Below are 20970 nucleotides of genomic sequence, written 5' to 3'. Positions count from 1 at the left end.
CCGCGGCCACCTTCAGGCACGTCCTGCCAGGTAGCGGCGTCCCTGTTCCATCAGCGCCACGAAGGCCGGCTCGTCGCCCTCACGCACGATGTCCACCAGGCGCGTGACGGCCCTGAGCAGGTCTTCCAGGGCGTGGATTCCTTGCGGATTCAGGCTCTGGATCTCGAAATACAGGTGTGGATTCTCGGCGGCGACCCGGGCGGCCACGTCGAGCTGGGCGTCGAAGGTCGTGCTCGACAGCTTGGCAAGCCGCGGCGCACTTTCCCCGCTCTCGGCCAGCGCCGTGAAGAAGGCGATGTTCAGCGCGTGCGAAAGACCCAGCACATAGGCGATCAGCCGATCGTGGTCATCGAGCGCCATCTCGATCTGCTGCACCATGGTCGAGGCGAAGAGCTGGCGCACCTCGGCCACGGCAGCGGGCTGGCCCGCATCCATGAATATCACGTGGCGCCCGGAGAGCAGCTCCGTGTCCGGGCCGAACATCGGGTGCACGGACGCCACGCGGCAGCCCCGCGCCGCCAGGCGGCGCAAGGCCGGCGCGAGCGGCGCCTTGAGCGAGCCGATGTCGAAGATCAGGCCGCGGCGCGCGCTGGCCGCCAGCGCGTCGAGGATGCCCGCCGTGATGCCGAGCGGCGTCGCCACCACGGTCACCGCGAAATCGTCGGCCGCTGCCCGCCAGTCACCGATATGCTTGAAGCCCGGTACCGGCCCGGCCGGATCGGCGATCGTGACATCGAAGCCCTGCGAATCCAGGAACTCGGCGAACCACCGGCCCATCTTGCCGCGCCCGCCGATGACCAGCGCGTGCTGGCCCTGGCCAGTGCCCTCGGCGCGCACGCGCGCCTGCTCCTGCGTGGTGAGCGAGGAGCGGATCAACAGGCCCATCAGCTCGGCGGCCACGCCGGGCGAAACACCGATCTCGGCGGCGCGGGCACGGGCCGCATCGATCACCTGCTTCTCGCGGCCGAAATCGCGGGTGGCACGCCCTTCGGCACTCTTCACTGCACCGATCTCGCGGCTCAGCGCCTGGCGCTGCGCGACACACTCGATGATCTGGCGATCGAGGGCGGCGAGGCGTGCGCGTAGCTGTTCGAGGGTCATGGCGACTGGGCGTGGGGATGGTGGCGGTGTTTTACCGGCCGGCGCCGGCCCGCGCAAGCCGCTGCTGGTCGCCCGCGATCCTGGTCACTACAATCCGGGCCCGCCAGCGCAGTCCTGGCGCTGACGGAGACGGCGACGGATGAAGAGGATGGCGAGCGCGGCAGGCATGGCGGCGACCCTGGTGCTCGCCACCGTGGCAGGGGCTGCACCGGCTGTCCTGCCCCTGGAGTTGCGCCAGGGCACGGAGCTCGCCATCACGGCTGCGCCGGGAGATCTCCGCATCATCGGCCTGGCCGGCCGGATCTGGCGCCTGCCCGTCGCAGGTGGCGATGCCGTGCCGCTCACGGCTGCCGGCGAATACGCGAGGCGCCCCGCCCTCTCACCCGATGGCAGGCTGCTCGCCTACGAGGCGCTGCGCGACGGCCATTTCCAGCTGATGCTGGCCGACGCGGACGGCGGCAACCCGCGCCAGCTCACCAGCGGGCCCTGGCACCACCTGGCACCGGCCTGGTCCCCGGACGGGCAGCGACTCGCGATGGCGGCCAACCGCAGCGGCGATTTCAGCATCTGGCTGGTCCAGCGCGACAGCGGTGCCCTCGCCCAGATCAGCTTCGACCACGGCGACGAACTCGACCCGGCCTGGAATCCCGTGGGCGAAGGGCTCGCCTACATCAGCGATGCCGGCGGGCGCAGCGCCCTGGTCCTGCGCACGCCCACCCAGCCCCGCCGGGTGCTGGTGGAGAGCAGCCAGCCACTGCGCGCTCCTGCCTGGCGGCCGGACGGCAGCGTCATCAGCTTCGTCACCGGCAGCAGCCAGGGCGGCCGGCTCAACATGGTCATCCTTTCTTCGCCGCCGGTGGTCAAGCCCCTGGTGCGCAGCGAGAGCGCTTTCGGCACGCCGGTCGCCTGGACCGGCCGCAACCAGTTCCTGTACGCCGCCGACGGGCAGCTGCGCCAGCGCGATTTCGGCGCCATGGGTGTCGTCGAGCTGCCGTTCCGCGCCACGCTGGAAATCCGCAAGGCGCCCGAGCCCGTGCCGCGCCGACTGCCGGATGACGGCGGGAACCGGCCGGTACGCGGCCTCGGCGGGCTGGCAGCGCTGCCGGACGGCCATCTGGTCGTCGCCGCCCTGGGCAACCTCTGGGAGCTCGACCGCGATGGTGGCCTGGTGCGGGCCATCACGCAGGATGTCTTCGCCGACAGCGCCCCCGCCAGCAGCCGCGACGGCAGCCGGCTCGCCTTCGTTTCCGACCGCAGCGGCCGCCCGCAGGTCTGGCTGATGGACCTGGCGAGTGGCGCCACGCGCGTCCTCACCGCTGAACCGGGCGGCGCGGGACAGCCGGCGTTCGATGCCGCCGCAGGCCGGGTGGCCTACCTGGCCGGCGAGCCCGGCAGTGCCAGCCGCAGCCTGAAGCTGCTGACGCTCGCCGACGGGAAGGTGGAGGTGGTCACCACCGGCCTGGTTGCCGCAGGCACGCCCGCATGGTCGCCCGATGACAGCCGGATCGGCCTGATCCAGGACGAGGGCGGCATTCGCCGGCTGCTGCTGTTCACGCCGGCGGCCGGTGGCAGCGTGCGTCGCGTGACCCTGCCGGAGCCGGCCACCGCGCCGGGCCGCAACGAGCTGGCATGGTCGGCCGATGGCAAGGCCATTGCGGTCGCCTCCGCTGCCGGCATCCGCGAGTTGCCGGTGCTCGCCAATGGCCTTGTCGGCGCCGACTGGCGGTCGCTCCACGACGGGCCGGTGCAGCTGCTGCAGTGGGCGCCCGGTGCGCGCGGACTGCTGTTCGCCGACGCGGATGGCCTCGCGGGCATCGCACCCGGCGAGGCCGAGCGCCGCATGCCGGTCGCGCTGAGCTGGCGGCCCGCGCAGGGCAGCGGCCGCACCGTGATCCGTGCTGGCCGGCTGTTCGATGGCATCGGCGATGGCTATCGCCATGACCAGCAGCTCGTCATCGAGGGCAATCGCATCGTGGCGGTCGAGCCCTGGTCAGATGACGCCGCTGCGGGTGCAATGCTCATCGATGCACGCAGCCAGACGGTGATGCCCGGGCTGATCGACCTCGCCCTGCACCTTCCCGACAGCGCGGGCGAGGGTCTCGGGCGCCTGTTGCTTGCCTTCGGCATCACGACGGCCCAGGTCGTGGCGGCACCGGACACCGAACTGCGGGGCCTGGCCGAGCGCTGGCAGGCGCACGCCGCCGGCCCCCGCCTGCTGCGCAGCCCCGTGTGGTGCAGCGATGCCGTGCCAGCGACCCTGAACGACGAGGAAGGCATGGAGGGCGCACAGCGCCTGTGCCCGGCACTGGTCACGCCCTCCGGGGCGGCGCCCCTGCCCCTGCCACCGGGCCTGCCGATCTGGTCATCCAGCTGGCTTGCCGCGGCGAGCGGGCAGGTCACGGCCGTCAGCCCGTTCCGCAGCCGGGGACAGGCACCGGATGCCGTCTTCCCGGTACCGCTGAGCCCTTACCAGGACGCCCTCGACGTCATGCTCCGTTCCGGTACGGCGCTGGTGCCGGACCTGGCGGGTCGTGGCCTGCCGGTGCTGGCGGAGGACCAGTCCGGGCTGTTGCTGGCACCGCAGTACCTCGCCCTTGCCGATGCGGCGGAGCGGCGCATCGCGGCCGAGGATTGGCGGGCGGTCATGGTCGTCGAAGGCCCGCCAAGGCGGGCCTGGTTGCGCGACCGGCAAAGACTGCTGGGCCGCTTCGCCGCTGGCGGTGGCAGGATCGGCGCGGCGAGCGGCTCTCCGGCATCACCGTACGGACTGGGCCTGCACGCCGAATTGCGGCTCATGGCGGGCGCCGGGCTGGCCCCTGCCGCGGTGCTGCGCGCCGCCACCGGCGATGCCGCCCTGTTGCTGGGGCTGCAGGAGGAAATCGGCAGCCTCGCCCCGGGCCGGCGTGCCGACCTGCTGGTCATCGACGGCGATCCCCTGGCCAGCCTCGACCAGCTGCTGGCGATCAGGACCATCATGCTCGATGGCGCATCCCGCCCGGCATCGTCACTGCTGCCTGAGGCCGTGCCTTCGCCCAAGTTGGAGAAATTTACACCTGTACCCGCACCGGCCAAGTCAAAACGCCGCAATCGCGGCCGATAGTATCGGGACCAGTGGGTTGAGGTGCGACCCGGGGCACCTGCGGCCCCGACGGACCTGGCTGGCTTCAGCTGCAAAATCAGGCTGTTGCCAGCTGGGACGACCGGCCGAGTGAACCAGGGAGAGAGCTCTGGTCGTCGACATTTCTTACAGAACCGCACCCACACTGCCTGCAGTAAACCACGATAGATCCACAACACCCTGTTTCCCCGGCGGATTAATGGGTATGGCATGGGTCTTGCTTTGAATCCACTGCGCACAAAAAAGGTTTCTACCAGCGGTAGCAGTGTTCGACATCTGAAACCAGACATCGAAGCCAGAAGACGCATACAAGAAGAAGAACAACAAGCAGAAGTAGAAGCAGCGCACGACAAGAAAAACTACAAGAAACCACCACGGCGCCGCTGAAACAGAAACCGGATTCGCGACAACAACAATAACCCGTGTAAAGACCCCGCTACCCAGCGGGGTTTTTTTTGTCCGCTTGCAGCCGCGCCACCTGCCAGAATCACCGCCCATGCCCGCGCTCCTCGAATGCCGTGACCTCGATGTCGTCGTCGCCGGCCGTGTGCTGGTCCGTGGCCTGTCGCTGGCCGTGGAACCTGGCGCGCGCGTGGCGGTGCTCGGGCAGAACGGTGCGGGCAAATCCCTGACGCTGCACACGCTGGCCGGCCTGCGGCCACCGGCACACGGGACCGTGACCGTGGGCGGCACGGACCTGCGCCTGCTCGGCCATCGTGAACGTGCCCTGCGCCTGGGCCTTCTGCTGCAGGAACAGGATGATCCGTTCCCCACCACCGCCATCGAGACGGCCCTGATGGGCCGTCACGCGCGCCTCGGCATCTGGCAGTGGGAGACCGCCGAGGACCATGCGCTGGCGCGCGCCGCGCTCGCCGCCATGGATCTCGCCGGCATGGAGGAGCGGTTCTGCGCCACCCTGTCGGGTGGCGAGAGACGTCGCCTCGGCGTCGCCACGCTGCTGGTCCAGGAGCCGGAGCTGTGGTTGCTCGACGAGCCGCTCAACCATCTCGATCCGCGCCACCAGCTTGCGGTGCTCGCCACGCTGCTTCGACTGGCGGGTGAAGGCAAGGCGGTGGTGGCCAGCCTGCACGACCCGGTGCTGGCGGCGCGCCACTTCGACAGCGCGCTGCTCCTGCACGGCGATGGACGCTGGCAGTTCGGCCCGGTGGCGACGCTGCTCGACGCCCACACGCTCGCCGGACTCTACGGTGTGGCCTTCGAGGCCTACGAGGGCCCGTCCGGCGCCATCATGCTTCCGGCGCCGAGGCTGCCCGCCAGTCAGCTTGACGCGCCCGGACACGATCGCTAAGGTTCGCGGCGGTCCTGCAGGTGCCTGGCGGCAATTCACCGCCGCCGGGTTGAACGGGAAGACGGTGCGCCGGTGATTCCGGCAAGGCCGTCGCTGCCCCCGCAACGGTAGGCGAAGGAAAGGGTGGTCACGCTGGCCACTGTGCGGCAACGCATGGGAAGGCGATCACCCCGGAGCATGCCCGATGCTCCCCTCGCGAGCCCGTATACCGGCCTGCAGTGTTTGTAACGCGTCAGGTCTCGGCGGGAGACAGCGTGACGGCTCGCAAGGCCATCGCTCATCCTCTCATCCAGGCGGACAGCTGCGTGCTGTCCTGACGGCGTCGCGCCGCGCGGTATCCCCCGGGGGAGCCGCCGGCCACACGCTGCCGCCTGCCGGAATCCGGCGCGCATTGACGGGCTCGGGTGTGAGCCCAGCGAGGAAACGATGCGCACGCAATACGCCTGGGCAGCGCTGCTGCTGCCCGCACTGGCTTCGGCCGAAACCACCACCGGGGCACCTGCCGGCCCGGACAGGGACACCATCATCGTCACGGCGGCACGGCTGCCGCAGCCGCTCGACCGCACAGGCAGCGCGGTCAGCCTGGTCACGCGCCAGGAGATCATCGATCGCCAGGCCACCACGACCGCCAGCCTGCTGCGCGACCTGCCGGGCATCGCCGTCGCGCGCAGCGGCCCGGTCGGCTCGCAGACCCAGCTGCGCATGCGCGGCGCCGAAGCCAACCAGGTGCTGGTGCTCATCGACGGCGTGGAGGCCAACGACCTGGCCGGTGCGGACGAGTTCGCCTTCGAACACCTGGGCACCCTGGACATCGAGCGCATCGAGGTGGTGCGCGGCCCGCAGAGCGCACTCTGGGGCAGCGAGGCCCTGGCCGGCGTGATCAACGTGGTGACGCGCCGGCCCGCGAGCGGCCTGCAGGCGGATGCCTACCTGGAGGGCGGTGCCTACGGCACCGTGAACGGTGGCGCCTGGGCCGGTGGCCGCGCCGGGCGCGGCTACGCCAGCGTGTCGGCATCGCGCTTCGACACCGAAGGCAGCAACGCCGCGCGCAGCGGCACCGAGGACGACGGCTACGACAACAGCACCGCCAGCGTGGCCGGCGGGTTCGAGATCAGCCCGGCGCTGGCGCTCGACGCCAGCTACCGCCACACCAGCGCCGGCAAGGCCTATGACGTCGAATCGCTGGCCACCGGACTGCCGGCGGATGACGCCAATGGCGACGGGCGCACGGACGTCTTCCACACCGATGCCCGCCAGGACTACCTGCGCGTCGGCGCCAGCTGGGATCCCTTGGCGGGCCGCTGGCTGCACCAGCTCCGCTACGGCCTGACCGATACCAGCACCGACACCCTTGCCGAGGACCTCTTCTCCGCCGGCATCATCGACCACATGAGCCAGGATGGTCGCAAGTCGATCCTCTCGTACCAGACCTCGATCGGCGTCACGGCCGACGCCCCGGGCAACCCCGCCGACACGCTGACGCTCGCCATCGACCACGAGCGCGAGGAATTCGACCAGCGCGGCAAGGTCACCAGCTACGACTTCGACGGCGACGGCGTGCCCGACCTGGTCTACGACCCCAACCAGAGTCCGTCCATGGACCGGACCGGTTATGTCGCCGAGTACATCGCCACGCTCGGCGACAACTTCACCGCATCGGCCAGCGCCCGGCATGATGATTACTCGGACTTCGACGACGCCAATACCTGGCGCGGTACCGTCAGCTGGCGTCCGGCCGGCGGAGCCACGCGCCTGCATGCCAGCATCGGCACCGGCGTGAAGACACCCACCTTCACCGAGCGCTTCGGCTACTACCCGCAGCAGTTCGCCGGCAACCCGGACCTGCGGCCCGAGGAGTCCACGGGCTGGGACGCCGGTGTCGAGCAGCGGTTCGCCGACGGACGGGTGATCGCCGACCTCACCTACTTCAACGCGGACCTCGAGCACGAGATCAACGGCACCTACTGCTGCAGCGCCGGCCTGTATACGGCCATCAACATGGCCGGGAAAAGCCGGCGCCGCGGCGTGGAGTTCGCCACCAGCGCCCGGCTCTCCGGGGCCCTCGCCCTCAACGCCGCCTATACCTACACCGATGCCACCGAGCCCGCGCCCGGCGGCGGCAAGCAGCACGAGCTGCGCCGACCCTGGCACACGGCATCCGTCAACCTCGACGGCAAGTGGCTGTCCGGCCGCCTCGGCGCAAATCTGGGCCTCAGCTACACGGGGCAGCGCGAGGATATCTACTACGACGGCAGCTTCACGCCGCACCGGGTCGGGCTCGGTGACTACACGCTGGTGACACTGGCCGCCAGCTACGACATCACCCGCCGGGTGAGCCTGTACGGCCGCGTGGAAAATGCCCTCGACACCGATTACGAGGATGTCTACGGCTTCAACACGCCCGGCGCAGCCGCCTTCATCGGCCTGCGCCTGGACATGGCGCGCTGAGGGTGGCGGGCCACCACCCAGGGGTTTTGGCTAAGATGCCGTCAGGCCCGGCCCGTAGCCGGGCCCATCGGCGAGGTCGACATGGGCAACCGCCTGAGCAGGATCTACACCCGAACCGGGGATGACGGCAGCACGGGGCTCGGCACCGGCGAGCGCGTGCCGAAGGACGGCGCGCGCATGGTGGCCATCGGCACCGTGGACGAGGTGAACAGCGCGATCGGCGTGACCATCGCCACGACAGGGGTCAATGCCGACGTGGCTGCCTGCCTCGGCGTCATCCAGCACGAGCTCTTCGACCTCGGTGGCGAGCTGTCCGTGCCGGGCCGCGAGGTCATCGACGATGCAGCGGTGGCGCAGCTGGAGATGACGCTGGACCGCTTCAATGCCGACCTGCCGCCGCTGCGCGACTTCATCCTGCCGGGTGGCAACGCCGCGGCCGCGGCCTGCCATGTCGCCCGCAGCCTGTGCCGGCGGGCCGAGCGGCGCGCATGGGCCCTGGCGCGGGTGGAGCCGGTCAACGCCGCTTCACTGCGCTACCTCAACCGCCTGTCCGACCTGCTGTTCGTGCTGGCCCGCGTCCTCGCCCGCCAGGATGGCGGCAGCGAGGTGCTCTGGCGTCCGCGTCGCGCGCCCTCCGCCTGACTACTCCCGCGGCGGCAGGCGGGTGCGTGCCTCGCCCAGCCGAGCGCACATCACCTCGATGCCGTCGAGGAGTCGCGGGCCCGGCCGGCTCAGCAGGTCGGCGTCGACGAGGAACAGGTTGCCGGCACGAACCGCCGGCAATCCCGGCCAGGCGCGCCAGCCCGCGAGCGCATCGCGTCCGCCGATGTCGCTGGCGATGATCGCCTCGGGCGCGGCATCCAGTACCGATTCCGCCTCGACGATGGCAGTCAGCCCCGGCAGCGCGCCGAAGACGTTGTCGCCAGCGCACAGGCGCAGCCCCTGCCCGAGGAAGTGGCGGTCCGTGACCGTGTAGTAGGGCCGCGCCGACAGCTGCAGGAACACCCTGATCCTGGCGGCATGCGAGGCGCGGCTGGCGAGCGCATCGAGTCGCGCCTGGAAGGCGCCGGCCGCGGCATCCGCGACCGCCTGCGTGCCGGCCAGCGCGCCGACGGTGGCCAGCTGCCGACCGATGTCGGCGAGATCGGTGGGCTCCAGCGCCACGACGCGAAAGCCGAGCTCGCGCAGCCTGGCCAGCGTCTCGGGTGGATTGCCCGAGGTCCAGCCGAGGATCAGGTCGGGATCCAGCGCCGCGACGGCCTCGTAGTCGACGCGGAACGCATCGCCAACCCGCGGAACCTGGCGGGCCGCCGGCGGATAGTCGCTGAACGCCACCGCGCCGACCACGCGATCGCCAGCCCCGGCCGCGAAGGCCAGCTCGGTGAGATGGGGTGACAGGGTGATGATGCGCCGTGCAGCCGCGGGCGCCACGGCGCGGGCGGCGGGGGGATCGGCCGGGCTGCAGGCACAGAGCAGTGTCACGCAGCCGAGCCAGGCCAGGAAGAACCTGCGCAGCATGGCCAGCGGATCAGGCCCGGCCGGGCCCGCGCTCGAGCAGGCCGGCCAGCCGGCCCCAGTCGAAGGCAGGCCCCGGGTCGGTCTTGCGCCCCGGGGCGATGTCGCTGTGGCCGACCACCGCGGCCCGCCGCAGCGAGGGCCAGGCCCGGCGCAGCGCCCGCACGATGCGTGCCAGCGCCTCGTATTGCGCCGCCTCGTAGGGCAGCTCATCGGTGCCTTCCAGCTCGATGCCGATGGAGAAATCGTTGCAGCGCTCGCGACCGCAGTAGCGCGACTCGCCGGCATGCCAGGCGCGGCGGTTCAGCGGCACGTACTGCACCAGTGTGCCGTCGCGCCGCACCAGCAGGTGCGAGGAGACCCGCAGGCCGGCGATGGCCTCGAACGAAGGATGGGCCGCGGGGTCGAGGCGGTTGGTGAACAGTGCATCGATCCAGGGGCCACCGAACTCGCCCGCCGGCAGCGATATGCCATGCACCACGATGAGTTCGGGCAGGCAGTCCGGTGGACGCTCGTCGTGGTTGGGCGACGGCACCTGGCGCGCACCGTCCACCAGCCCCGTGTCCGCATCGACCACGATATCCGCCGCCATGCGCGGGATTCTACACATCGCACCGCTGCCGGGCTGCGCCGCGCCTGGCGTCGCGGCCCTGCGCGGCGGTTGAGTACACTGTCCGCGGATTGTGCCGTGGAGCCACCGATGAGCCTGCGCCGGATCTACTCCGACCAACGCCTGACCCCCGGTGCCACGGCGAGTCTCCGTGGCGACGCCGCCAACCACGTGCTGCGGGTACTGCGGCTGCGCCGGGGCGACCGGCTGCTGGTGTTCGATGGCTCGGGCACGGATTTCGAGGCCGAGGTCACCGAGCTGCGCCGCGACCAGGTGCAGTTGCAGCTCGGCAGCGGCCACGCGGTCGATGTCGAATCGCCGCTGGCTGTCACGTTGTTCCAGGGCGTCTCCCGCGGTCCGCGCATGGACACCGTGATCCAGAAGGCCACGGAACTCGGCGTCGCGCGCATCCAGCCGGTGCTGGCGGCCCGCAGCGTCGTGCGCCTCGACGAGGCCGGCGCCGGCCGCAAGCGCGAGCACTGGCAGCGCGTCGCCGTCGCCGCGGCCGAGCAGAGCGGCCGCAGCCGCGTTCCCATGGTCGCCGAACCCGGCCCACTGGAGATCCTGGTCCCGGCCAGCGTCGACCATGCCACACGATTGCAACTGGACCCCACCGGGGAGTCCATCAACGCACTCGGGCCCGTCACCGGGCCGGTGGCGCTGCTGATCGGCCCGGAGGGCGGCCTCACCGAGGCCGAGGTGCGTCTCGCTGCCGACTTCGGCTATCGCCGTCTGCGCCTGGGGCCACGCATCCTGCGCACCGAAACCGCGCCACTCGCGGCGCTGGCGGTGCTGCAGTTCGTGGCGGGCGACCTCGGCTGAGCGAGGGGTAGCCAGCCATCAGGGACGGCGTTGCGCCTGGACCCGTACCGTCACGGGGATCGCGGCTGAAACGTAGGCGGCTTCCGGATCGGATTCCATGCCGAGGTCCGCATCGCGCCGCCGGATGGTGACGTGCCCGTCGATGGTCAGTCGCGGGCCGTCCACGGTGAGTGTCAGCGGCTCAAGCACCAGCTCCCGCCCCTTGATGGTGAGCGTGCCGGCGACATCGAACTGCCCGTCACCGCGTGCCTGGATGGCGGTGCTGCGAAACGTCGCCAGCGGATGCCGGGCGGTGTCGAACCACTCTGGCTGTGGCAGCGTTTCCTCGTGCAGGGCATTGCCATCGCGTGCCGACGCGGTGTCGATCTCGGCCGTCACGCTGGCGTTGCCCGGGTCCGCGGGATCGAAGCGGATGCCGGCACGCCAGCGCGTGAAGCGGCCCTCGAACGGCAGGCCGGCATGGGCTCCCGAGAACAGGATCCCGCTGCCCGGGTCGACGGACCAGTTGCCACCCGGCAGGTCGCCGATGGCGCTCTCCGCCACCGGCACAGCCGCCGGTGGCTTCACCACCGCCCAGGCGGCCGCGACAGCCGCCATGACGATGGCCGCGCTGCCGCACCAGAGCACGAGGCTTCGCGGCCACTCGCGCGGCGTCGGCTGGCCGCCCGGGACACCGGCCAGCGGCAGCATGCGCGAGAGCACGACATCGCGGTCGCCGAACTGGTGCTTGAGCGCGGCGCCCACGTGCAGCGCCAGCAGCGCCATGGTGCCCCAGGCGAGCCAGGCATGCACATCCAGCGTCGCAGCCGCCACCGCGGCGCGTGTCGCCTGCGACGCCTGGTCGAGCCCGAACAGATGCGGCACCGCGAACAGGCCGAACCAGAGGGTCGGCACGTTGAGCGGTGCCGCCCCGCGCCATTGCGCCGAGGCATACAGCCAGCCGCTGAACGGCAGCACCAGCATGAGGACATAGAACGCCCCATGCGTCAGGCGTGCCGCAGTCCGCTCCCAGGCCGGTGCGGCCGCCGGCAGGGGTGGCGGCGCGTGCAGCAGGCGCCAGGCCAGCCGCAGCAGGCTCAGTGCCAGCACCGCCAGGCCCAGCGACTTGTGGACCTGGAACACGGCGATGGCGCGGGCCGCCGCTTCGGGGACATCGATGGCGGAGTGCATCCACCAGCCGAGCGCGACGTTGCCGACGATGGCGCCGGCGATCGCCCAGTGCAGCAGGATCGCGATGGCGGAATAGCGCGCCCCGCGGGCGTTCATTGGCCTTGCGCTGCGTCCTGGTGGAACTCGCCATCGAAGCGGATCGCCACCGCATCGCTGACCAGCGCCGGCTTCAGCAGCTCGGTCATGCCGAAGGCCGAGCGATCGAACGTCCCGGTCGCCGAGAAACCGATCGCCCCGCGCCCGAGGAACGGATGTGCGGCAACGGATCCGACCACCGCCACATCAAGCGTGACCGGCAGCGTCTTGCCGAGCAGGCTGAGATCACCGGTCACGCGCAACTGGCCCGGTGCCGTCTCCTCCACCCTGGACGAGCGGAAGCCGATCTGCGGGTGCTGGCCGGCGTCGAAGAACTTGGGGCTCTGCGCGAGGGCTTCATCGAAGCTCGCGTAGGGCGTGCCGGGTACCGCGGCCTTGTAGTCGCCGGCGTAGTCGGTGCGAATCGAGGTCGGGTCGACCGTCACCTCGATGGACGAGGCCGCCAGGCTGGCTGGATCGAGCTGCAGGCTGGCCTTGAAGCGGGTGAAACGGGCCACGTAGTTGGCGAGGCCCATATGGCCGACGCGGAACTCCAGCGTGGCGTGATCGGGATCGAGCGTATAGCGGCCCGCTGGGGCGGCAATCGGCGCTGCGGCCGCCGGGGCCGGGGCGGCGGCACCGGTCGTCTGCTGCGGCGCGGGTGGCGCGCAGGCCCCGAGCGCGACCGCCGCGAGGGCGGCCATCATCAGGCCCTGACGGCGCCGGTTCAGGAAGCCAGGCAATACCGTGGACGGGTTCATGGAAGGCTCCTTGTTGTACAGCAAGCTCAGATGATGAAACGTCCCAGCCACCAGGCCAGGGCTGCCACCAGCGCCGAGGCCGGGATCGTCAGTACCCAGGCGACGACGATGTTGCCGGCCACGCCCCAGCGCACGGCGGAGAAACCGCGCTGCGCCGAACCGACACCGATGATGGCCCCGGTGATGGTGTGCGTGGTGGATACCGGGATGCCGAAGGCGGAGGCGAGGAACAGCGCCATGGCGCCACCGGTCTCGGCGGAGAAGCCGCCCACCGGCTTGATCTTGGTGATGCGCTGACCCATGGTCTTGACGATGCGCCAGCCGCCGAAGAGCGTGCCGGTACCGATGGTCAGGTAGCAGCTGACGATCACCCACAACGGCAGGTGGTCGCGGGTGGCATCGCCCGAGGCGATGAGCAGCAGCCAGATGATGCCCATGGTCTTCTGGGCATCGTTGCTGCCATGACCGAGGCTGTAGAGGGCCGAGGACACCAGCTGCAGGCGGCGGAAGATGCGGTCCACGCGGTGCGGCGCCGAGCGGAAGCACAGCCAGGAGACCGCGGTGATCAGCAGTGCGCTCCATGCAAAGCCGATGAGTGGCGCGGCGAGGATGAAGATGCCGATCTTGAGGATGCCTGGCAGCAGCAGCGCCTCGACGCCGGCCTTGCTGACCACCGCGCCGATCATGCCGCCGATCAGCGCGTGGGAGGAGCTGGAGGGGATGCCGTAGTACCAGGTGATGACGCTCCAGCTGATCGCGCCCACCAGCGCGCCGAAGATCACGTGGTAGTCGACGAAGTCCGGCTCGACGATGCCCTTGCCAACCATGGCCGCCACCTTCAGCTCGAAGATGGCGATGGCGAGGAAGTTGAACAGCGCTGCCCAGGCGACTGCCTGGTGCGGCTTCAGCACGCCGGTGGAAACCACCGTGGCGATGGAGTTGGCGGCATCGTGGAAGCCGTTCATGAAGTCGAATACCAAAGCGATGACGACCAGCACCGCCAGGGTATTGAACGTGATCTGGACCTCCACGGTCAGCCGTTCTCCAGCACCACGCCCTCGATGATGTCGGCGACATCCTGACAGCGGTCCGTCGCGGTCTCCAGCAGTTCGTAGACCGCCTGCAGCTTGATGACCTGGCGCACGTCGGGCTCCTCGCGGAACAGCCTGGAGATGGCGCCGCGCATGACCCGGTCGGCATCGGACTCCAGCCCGTCGATCTCCTGGCAGAGCATGAGGATCGACGGTGCATTCTCCATGGACGACATCAGGCCCACCGCGGCCTGGACGCGCTCGCAGCAGATCTTCACCAGGTCCGCCAGGTGCGCGGCCTCGGGTGGCAACTGCTTGACGTCGTAGAGCATGAGCGACTCGGACGCGTCCTGGATCAGGTCGAGAATGTCATCCATGCGCGAGATCAGCCGGTGGATGTCGTCGCGGTCGAAAGGCGTGACGAAGGTCTTGTGCAGCAGGGCGGTGGTCTCGCGGGTCACGCGGTCGGCCGCGTGTTCGATCTCGCCGATGCGCGTGATGCGCCCGTTGCAGCCCTGCGCGTCGCTGAAGCCCTGGAGCAGCTCGGATACCGCCGCCCCACCCTCGGCCACGAGGGCGGCATGCTGGTTGAACAGGTCGAAGAAGCGGCCCTCACGGGGCATGAGGCGCGAGAAGATCTGCATGGGTCGCCCGGGACTGTGGCCGTCTGGTTAGCGCGCAGCCTACCAGAAAGCACCGCGCCAGCGGGCGCGGAATCAGGACAGGCGGCGGGCCGAACGGTCCAGGCAGGCGTGCAGCATCTCCTCGACGCGCTCCAGGTCGGGGATCAGCGGGTACTCGTTGATCATGCGGATCTGGCAGACCACGGGCCCCTCGGCGGGCCAGGCCTGGCGGTCGTCGGGCTGCATGACTTCGCGATTGACGCGCACCAGCTGCGGAAAGCCCTCGGTGAGGATGCCGTAGTAGCCGGTGTCGAGGCGGCCCGACATGGCATTGACGATGGCGATGCGGGTGCGGCCACCCGGCTCGCCGGCCTCGCGCCCGCAGAGTTCCTCGAACGAGACCACCGGCACCCGCAGCGTCGTCCAGGGGACCAGTCCGCGGAACCAGCCGGGCGCGGGACCCTGGCGCATCGGCGGTGCGTAGCGGATGACCTCGGCGATGCAGCTGCGGGGCACGATGAGGCGCAGCTGACGCAGCGGGATCAGCTGGCAATAGATCTCGTCGATGGCGCTGCGGGCTGCCGTCTGGCTGTTCATGTCAGGACCGCTGCAACTGGTGGCGCACCGCTTCCAGCAGCGCGCGCTCCTGGTAAGGCTTGCCGAGGTAGTCGTTGACGCCCACCTCGATGGCACGCGCCTTGTGCTTGTCGCTCACCCGCGAGGTGATCATGACGATGGGCACGGTAGCAGTGTCGGCATTGTTGCGCACGTGCTTGGCGAACTCGTAGCCGTCCATGCGCGGCATCTCCACGTCGAGCAGGATGATGTCGGGCCGGTGGTCCTGCAGCACGCCGATGGCCTCGAGGCCATCCTTGGCGGTAACCACGCGGAAGCCGTTGCGCTCCAGCAGCCGCTGGGTCACGCGGCGCATGGTGATGGAGTCGTCCACCACCAGTGCCAGCGGCCCCCTGGCGGGAGGCTCGACCACCGGCGCGCGTACCGTGGCCCCCGCGCGCAGCGTGCGCACCAGGATACCCATGTCGAGGATCACGGCGATGCGGCCGTCGCCGAGGATGGTGGCACCGGCGATGCCGCGGATGGTGGCCAGCTGCGGCCCGACCGGCTTGACGACGATCTCGCGGCTGTCGAGCATCTCGTCGGCGATGAGCGCGGTGGAATGTTCCGCCGCCCGCACCAGGATCACGGACACCCGGCTCTGCTCCTCCGGGACGCGCGCCGGGCCGAGGCCCAGGTACTCCCCGAGGTGGCGGAACTGGTAGGACTGGTCGCCGTAGTCGATGACCGGCTGCGGCGTGGCCAGGCGTGCCAGCAACTCGCTGCGCGACAGGCGGATGACGCCCTCGACGGTGGGCAAGGGCATCGCATAGAGCTCGGCGCCACAGCGCACGATCAGCGCCTGCGTGACGGCGAGCGTGAACGGCAGGCGGATGGTGAAGGTGGTGCCACGGCCCGCCACCGAGCCGATGCGCAGCGAGCCGCCGAGTTTCGCCACCTCGCTGGTGACCACGTCCATGCCGATGCCGCGGCCGGCGGCCTGGGTCAGCCGGTCCGCCGTGCTGAAGCCGGGCCGCAGGATGAACTGCATGGCCTCCTCGTCGCTGACCGCGGTGCCCTGCTCGATGAATCCCAGGTCCGCGGCCTTGCGGCGCACGGCGGCAACGTCGATGCCGCGGCCATCGTCGGCGATCTCCACCACCGCCTCGGAACCATCGCGGCGCAGGTTGATGAAGATGCTGCCGGTGGCCGGCTTGCCCGCGGCCTCGCGTTCCGCGGGCAGCTCGATGCCGTGCACGACCGCATTGCGCAGCATGTGCTCGAAGGGCCCGAGCATGCGCTCCAGGACCTGGCGGTCCAGCTCGCCTCCGCCCTGCATCTGCAGCTCGGCGCGCTTGCCGGCCTCCAGGGCGGTCTGGCGCACCAGCCGCGCCAGGCGCGGGCCGTGCTGGTGGAAGGGCACCATGCGGGTGCGCATCAGGCCGTCCTGCAGCTCGGTGGCCGTGCGCGCCTGCTGGACCAGCAGCGCCTCGGTATCCCGCGCCATGTTCTGCAGCAGGTCCTTGAGGCTGTTCACGTCGGTGGTGGATTCCGCCAGGCTGCGCGAGAGCTGCTGGATGGTCGAGTAGCGGTCCAGTTCCAGCGGATCGAAATCGCCGCGGCCGCCGCCATCGTCCTGGTGGCGGAAGAGGATCTGCGCCTCGGTCTCCAGCTCCAGCTTGCGCAGCTGCTCGCGCAGCCGCACCACGGTCGCACCGAGTTCCTCGAGGTTGAACTGGATCAGGTTGACCTGCTGGCTGAGCCGCGACTGGAAGATGCTGATCTCGCCGGCATTGTTGAGCAGCTGGTCGAGCAGCAGCGAGTCCACGCGCGCGGTCTCGCGGCGCTCCGCGGCGGGCTGGCGCGCCGCGGTGGCCGCCGGTTCCGCAGCTCCGGCGGCAGCGACGGCCGCGACGCCGGACGTGGCCGCCGGCTGCTCGAGCTCCCGGGCCAGCTCGCCGATGCGATCGAGGGCGGGAAGACTGATCTCCGGCAACGCGGGTTCGAATTCCACCACCACCGGTGCCGCGGGCTCGGCGGGCTCGGCCGGCTCGATGGGGCCGATGGGCTCGACCGGCTCGAGGTGCAACGGCCCCGGCGCGGCGGGCAGGGACTCCTCGTGCGCAGGGGCCTCGGCCACGACCGGCACGGGCGGGGCCTCCTGTGCTGCGACCACCGTGGCCGCGGGGACCTCCGCTGGCGGCAGCGGCGCGGGCGGCGCGGAAACCGGCAGTGCGGGCTGGGGTTCCTCGGCAGACAGGGCCGCACGCACCCGGGCGGCGAGCTGCGGTGCCAGCCGCTGCTGCTCGCCGGTCATGACGTCCTCGCGCAGGCGGTGCAGCTCGTCGAGGCTGGCCTGCAACAGCTCGCCAAAGGCCGGACTGCGCGGGATCAGCCCCTCGCTGACCCGGATGAGCAGCGTTTCCAGGTCATGGCTGAATGCACCCATGACGCCGAGGCCGGCCATGCGGGCACCACCCTTGAGCGTATGCAGGTAGCGTTGCAGGTCGGCCATGGCCTGCTCGTCGCTGGCGCCTCCATGGCCGTCGGCGAGGCGGGCCACAGCGGCGTCGGCCGACTCCAGCAGCTCGGCGGCTTCCTCCGCGAAGATTGCCGCGATCTCGGGGTCGTAGGGCAGCGCGGCCGTGGCGGTTGCCGGCGTCGGCGGCGGAGCGGCCGCACGGGAGATGGCCGATTCGACTGGTTGCGCCGGTTGCGCCGGTTGCGCCGGCTCCACCGGCCCGGCCGGTTCAGCCAGGCCAGCAAGCTCTGCCAGCTCGCTGGCCGCGGGCAGATCGGCCGTGAGTTCGATGACCTCAGGCAGCGGCAGCTCCTCGACGATGATGGAATCATCGGCCGGCGGTGCCTCGGGCTCGGGAACTGGCTCAGGCTCAGGCTCAGGCTCAGGCTCTGACTCTGGCACTGGGTCTGGCTCGGCGAGCAGCCCGGTCAGTTCGCCGGTGCGCTCCAGCGGTTGCACGGGCGGATGTTCGAGCGCCTCGGTGTGGTCCCGCAGCCGCTGTTCGAGGTCCGCGGTTTCCGGAGCCGGTCGCCAGGGCTCCGCGAGGTAGGCCAGCAGCGCTTCGATGCGTGAAGCGGTATCGCGCAGCGTCGCCACGGCCCCCGCCGGCAGGCGCGCCGGACGGCCGTAAGCGAGGCTCACCAGCGCATTCAGCGCCTCGGTGAGCGGCAGTCCCAGCTCCACGCGCGCCATGGCAAAGCTGCCATCCAGCGTATGGCAGGCGCGGTGCAGTTCCTCGGTCACTGCGTACGGTGGCGCGGCCTCGTCGCAGTGGGCGACGAACCTGCGCAGGTTTGCCAGGTGGCCGCTCACCTCCCGGGTGAAGATGTCCAGCAGCACGGGGTCCATGGTGGCTGCCGCGGGCGCCGGTTCCGGAGCGGCTGCCGGTGCAGGCTCCGGCCGCGTGATCGCAGGCGGCTCGGGCTTCGCGCCACCGGTCCCTGCCACCGCGACCAGGCGTGGCGCCTGCCCGGGCGGCGGGGCAGCCGGGGCGGTAGTCACGCCCTCCTCCGGCTCGCTGGTGGTCGCCGCCTGCGGCTCGGCCAGGGCATGGAGACGGGCCAGCAGGGACTTGAGTTCCCCGGCCGGTGCAGCCCCGACTTCCAGCTGCTCTAGCAGGGAAGGCAGCACGGTGACGCAGTCCTGCAGGGTGGCCATCAATCGCGGGCTGCGCAGAACCGTGCCATTGATGACGCGGTTGAGGAGCACCTCGACCTTCCAGCAGAACTCGCCGATGGCGTCGGCGCCGACCATGCGGCCGCTGCCCTTCAGGGTATGGAAAGCCCGGCGCAGGGCCGCCAGCGAATTGCCGTCGGCATCATCGCGCTCCCAGGCAGCGAACGCGCGGCCGATGCCGGTGATCTCCTCGCGCGCCTCCTCGATGAACAGTTCCAGCAGCTCCGGGTCGAGCCGCTCCGGGCCACCGCTGTATACCCGCGTCGGCGACACCGTGACCGGCACCAGCGGCGGCACGGATGGCGCCGTGATCACCTGCGTGGCCTCGTGCTCCGCCGGCAGGGCCGCCACCGTCTCGGCTGCATCCAGGCCCGCCGCGTGCTCCAGCGCCGCTTCGGCACCGTCGACGGGTGCGGTCTGCGCCAGGCCCGCCAGGCAGCGCTCGGCATTGTCGAGCATGTAAACGGGCTCGCTGCGCCCGGCCTGCAGCGTCTCCAGGTAGTACTCCAGCGCCACCGTCGCATCGGCCAGCCGGTCGAGGCGTCCGCGCTCGGCGCCCCCCCGGCCCTGGCCGAGCAGGCTGCGGATGGCACGCTGCAGGTCGCCCACGATGCCGGCAGCACGCTCCTTGCCGAGCATCAGCAACCCGGCGGTGATGCCCTGCAACTGCTCGGGCACGGCATCCATCGCGGCACCGTCACCGCCCCGGTCGGTGATCTGGGTCACCGCCTCCTTCACGCGAGCGAGGTTCACCAGGCACTCGCGCATGACAGCCGGTGTCACCTGCCCCAGGCCCGAAGCGCCTTCCTGCGAGGCCTCGCCACTGGCTGGCTCGTCGGCCCGCGGGGCGATCATGCCGATGAGATCGCCCTCCAGCCGGTCCTCGACGCCGAGCAGCGCGGCGGCGATGCCCACCAGGGCGGATTCCGCGGGGCGGCGCCCATGGCCGATCAGTTCCTGCAGCTCCTCGCGCCGGGTCTGCACCGCTTCGCGCAGATCACCGAGGCCGAGCACACCCAGGGTGTCGCCGATCTTCTTCAGCAACTCCAGTTGCGGCGCCAGCTCCTCGACACGCTCCATGCCGGTGCGAACGAAGATGTCCAGCACATCCTTCACGCGGCCAAGGTCCTCGCGGATCGCCTGCGCAACGGTCTGCATCAGCTTGACGCTGGGCGCCGAGAGGCTCTGGCGCGCCTGCTCGACCTGGGCATCGCCGGGCACCAGCTCGGAGAGGTTGAAGGCCGCGCGGATCGCCGTGGCTCGCGGACCGCCGGTGCGGGCCCGCGCCACGTAATAGAGCAGGTTGTTGACGAGCTCCGTCGGCGGCACCTTGGCAAACTGGGCTTCGCCCAGCGTGCGCAGGCGCTTCATCTCGCGGTCCACCTGGCCCATCAGGCGCTTGAGCGAGACGCTGGTTTCCAGGCCATGGTCCAGCAGGGCCTCGATGATGCCGGCCGCCACCCACCAGAGGTGATGGACCTGTTCGGCGGCAGCCGCTTTCTCCAGCCGCTCCACCACGCCGGCCATCTGCCGCAGGTTGGCCTCCGGCTCGTCACCACGGATCCAGCCAAGCAATGCCAGCTGGAAGCGCGGGCGCAGTTCGCCCGCGAGGCGCATGAGATCCTCACCGCTGGGATTCGCCCGGGGCAGCTGGCCGACCGCGCGCGGGTCGCCACCGACATTGAGGAGCAGCAGCGTGCTCTCCGACAACAGCGGCCGGCCCCGGGCCGCACGCAGGTCGTTGAGCAGGGGCAGCAGAACCAGCGGGATATCGCGCCCGCCATTGAGTACCCGCTCCACGTAGGCCGGCAACTGCACGGCGGAACGCATCAGCGCCTCGAGCGGTTCCTCGGCACCACCGTCGCGCCGCTTCAGCCTGGCCAGATGGGCGCAGGTCTGCTCCATTTCCTCGGCCAGCAGGCTGGCGCCGTGGGTCTCCGTCATGCGCAGCACGCCGCGCGCGGTGTGCAGCAGTGCAGCCACGCGTTCCAGTGCCTGCGAGCCGCCATCGCCCTCGGCGAACTGCTCCAGCACCACGCGCGCATCGTTGAGCGTGACCGCCAGCTCGTCGCTGACGATCTGCAGCGATGCCTGTGGAATCGCGGTGTTCATGTCTGGACGGGCCGCAGGGGATC

The 20970-nt window shown here is 70.7% G+C and carries 15 protein-coding genes and 1 riboswitch; of the genes, 5 read left to right on the top strand and 10 right to left on the bottom strand.

Going from position 1 to position 20970, the window contains the following annotated elements; genetic code table 11:
• Positions 1–12: 12 nt before the first annotated feature.
• Entirely contained in the window at positions 13–1101 is a 1089-nt protein-coding gene (locus tag HRU81_14240; protein QOJ33192.1) for a prephenate dehydrogenase/arogenate dehydrogenase family protein, read from the bottom strand.
• A gap of 148 nt (positions 1102–1249) precedes the next feature.
• On the opposite strand from HRU81_14240, the gene HRU81_14235 reads away from it, so the two are divergent.
• Complete coding sequence (locus HRU81_14235) at positions 1250–4201, top strand: PD40 domain-containing protein (protein QOJ33191.1); 2952 nt, start codon at positions 1250–1252, stop codon at positions 4199–4201.
• A 144-nt stretch (positions 4202–4345) separates the two neighbouring features.
• Here HRU81_14235 and HRU81_14230 read toward each other — a convergent pair whose 3' ends face one another.
• The gene (locus tag HRU81_14230; protein QOJ33190.1) at positions 4346–4717 is read right to left on the bottom strand and encodes a hypothetical protein; all 372 of its coding nucleotides are present in this window, start codon (positions 4715–4717) and stop codon (positions 4346–4348) included.
• Here HRU81_14230 and HRU81_14225 point away from each other — a divergent pair.
• The 3 genes from HRU81_14225 to HRU81_14215 all read left to right on the top strand — a co-directional run bounded on the left by HRU81_14225 (position 4716) and on the right by HRU81_14215 (position 8618).
• On the top strand, positions 4716–5528 hold the full coding sequence (locus HRU81_14225; protein QOJ33189.1) for an ABC transporter ATP-binding protein: 813 nt from the start codon (positions 4716–4718) through the stop codon (positions 5526–5528). The two genes, HRU81_14230 and HRU81_14225, sit on opposite strands and share 2 nt — an antisense overlap.
• Position 5529: 1 nt before the next feature.
• Positions 5530–5760: riboswitch (cobalamin riboswitch) on the top strand.
• Positions 5761–5954: 194 nt separating this feature from the next.
• Positions 5955–7976: a TonB-dependent receptor gene (locus HRU81_14220; protein QOJ33188.1), complete on the top strand. Its 2022-nt coding sequence runs from the start codon at positions 5955–5957 to the stop codon at positions 7974–7976.
• An 81-nt stretch (positions 7977–8057) separates the two neighbouring features.
• Entirely contained in the window at positions 8058–8618 is a 561-nt protein-coding gene (locus HRU81_14215; protein ID QOJ33187.1) for a cob(I)yrinic acid a,c-diamide adenosyltransferase, read from the top strand.
• Here HRU81_14215 and HRU81_14210 read toward each other — a convergent pair whose 3' ends face one another.
• Positions 8619–9494 (bottom strand): cobalamin-binding protein, encoded by an 876-nt coding sequence (locus HRU81_14210; GenBank protein ID QOJ33186.1) that lies wholly within the window; start codon positions 9492–9494, stop codon positions 8619–8621.
• A 10-nt stretch (positions 9495–9504) separates the two neighbouring features.
• Positions 9505–10101 (bottom strand): 1,6-anhydro-N-acetylmuramyl-L-alanine amidase AmpD, encoded by a 597-nt coding sequence (gene ampD, locus HRU81_14205; GenBank protein ID QOJ33185.1) that lies wholly within the window; start codon positions 10099–10101, stop codon positions 9505–9507.
• 90 nt (positions 10102–10191) lie between these two features.
• Between ampD and HRU81_14200 the strand changes: the two genes are divergently transcribed.
• Positions 10192–10923 carry a 16S rRNA (uracil(1498)-N(3))-methyltransferase gene (locus HRU81_14200; protein ID QOJ33184.1) on the top strand — a complete coding sequence of 244 codons (732 nt, stop codon included), beginning with the start codon at positions 10192–10194 and terminating at the stop codon, positions 10921–10923.
• A gap of 18 nt (positions 10924–10941) precedes the next feature.
• Here HRU81_14200 and HRU81_14195 read toward each other — a convergent pair whose 3' ends face one another.
• The 6 genes from HRU81_14195 to HRU81_14170 form a co-directional block, all read right to left on the bottom strand.
• Positions 10942–12189: a cytochrome b/b6 domain-containing protein gene (locus tag HRU81_14195; protein ID QOJ33183.1), complete on the bottom strand. Its 1248-nt coding sequence runs from the start codon at positions 12187–12189 to the stop codon at positions 10942–10944.
• Positions 12186–12929, bottom strand: coding sequence for a YceI family protein (locus HRU81_14190; GenBank protein ID QOJ33182.1), 744 nt, complete (start codon positions 12927–12929; stop codon positions 12186–12188). Before HRU81_14190 ends, HRU81_14195 begins: the two co-directional genes overlap by 4 nt.
• Positions 12930–12955: 26 nt before the next feature.
• Positions 12956–13894, bottom strand: coding sequence for an inorganic phosphate transporter (locus HRU81_14185; protein QOJ33421.1), 939 nt, complete (start codon positions 13892–13894; stop codon positions 12956–12958).
• Positions 13895–13962: 68 nt separating this feature from the next.
• A complete protein-coding gene (locus HRU81_14180; protein QOJ33420.1) occupies positions 13963–14598 on the bottom strand; it encodes a DUF47 domain-containing protein in 636 nt (211 codons plus the stop codon).
• Positions 14599–14676: 78 nt separating this feature from the next.
• Positions 14677–15180: a chemotaxis protein CheW gene (locus HRU81_14175; protein ID QOJ33181.1), complete on the bottom strand. Its 504-nt coding sequence runs from the start codon at positions 15178–15180 to the stop codon at positions 14677–14679.
• A gap of 1 nt (position 15181) precedes the next feature.
• Positions 15182–20947, bottom strand: coding sequence for an Hpt domain-containing protein (locus HRU81_14170; protein ID QOJ33180.1), 5766 nt, complete (start codon positions 20945–20947; stop codon positions 15182–15184).
• Positions 20948–20970: the final 23 nt, after the last annotated feature.

The organism is Gammaproteobacteria bacterium (assembly GCA_015709695.1).
Taxonomy (GTDB): Bacteria; Pseudomonadota; Gammaproteobacteria; order Steroidobacterales.
Note: the sequence above shows the minus strand (reverse complement) of the source record. Positions and strands in the feature narration are given on the sequence as shown.

Excerpts from the sequence above, each read along its gene's own strand:
- HRU81_14240 (QOJ33192.1), bottom strand. The coding sequence starts at position 1,101 with ATGACCCTCGAACAGCTACGCGCACGCCTCGCCGCCCTCGATCGCCAG.
- HRU81_14235 (QOJ33191.1), top strand. The coding sequence starts at position 1,250 with ATGGCGAGCGCGGCAGGCATGGCGGCGACCCTGGTGCTCGCCACCGTG.
- HRU81_14225 (QOJ33189.1), top strand. The coding sequence starts at position 4,716 with ATGCCCGCGCTCCTCGAATGCCGTGACCTCGATGTCGTCGTCGCCGGC.
- HRU81_14230 (QOJ33190.1), bottom strand. The coding sequence starts at position 4,717 with ATGGGCGGTGATTCTGGCAGGTGGCGCGGCTGCAAGCGGACAAAAAAA.
- HRU81_14220 (QOJ33188.1), top strand. The coding sequence starts at position 5,955 with ATGCGCACGCAATACGCCTGGGCAGCGCTGCTGCTGCCCGCACTGGCT.
- HRU81_14215 (QOJ33187.1), top strand. The coding sequence starts at position 8,058 with ATGGGCAACCGCCTGAGCAGGATCTACACCCGAACCGGGGATGACGGC.
- HRU81_14210 (QOJ33186.1), bottom strand. The coding sequence starts at position 9,494 with ATGCTGCGCAGGTTCTTCCTGGCCTGGCTCGGCTGCGTGACACTGCTC.
- ampD (QOJ33185.1), bottom strand. The coding sequence starts at position 10,101 with ATGTGTAGAATCCCGCGCATGGCGGCGGATATCGTGGTCGATGCGGAC.
- HRU81_14200 (QOJ33184.1), top strand. The coding sequence starts at position 10,192 with ATGAGCCTGCGCCGGATCTACTCCGACCAACGCCTGACCCCCGGTGCC.
- HRU81_14195 (QOJ33183.1), bottom strand. The coding sequence starts at position 12,189 with ATGAACGCCCGCGGGGCGCGCTATTCCGCCATCGCGATCCTGCTGCAC.
- HRU81_14190 (QOJ33182.1), bottom strand. The coding sequence starts at position 12,929 with ATGAACCCGTCCACGGTATTGCCTGGCTTCCTGAACCGGCGCCGTCAG.
- HRU81_14185 (QOJ33421.1), bottom strand. The coding sequence starts at position 13,894 with ATGAACGGCTTCCACGATGCCGCCAACTCCATCGCCACGGTGGTTTCC.
- HRU81_14175 (QOJ33181.1), bottom strand. The coding sequence starts at position 15,180 with ATGAACAGCCAGACGGCAGCCCGCAGCGCCATCGACGAGATCTATTGC.
- HRU81_14170 (QOJ33180.1), bottom strand. The coding sequence starts at position 20,947 with ATGAACACCGCGATTCCACAGGCATCGCTGCAGATCGTCAGCGACGAG.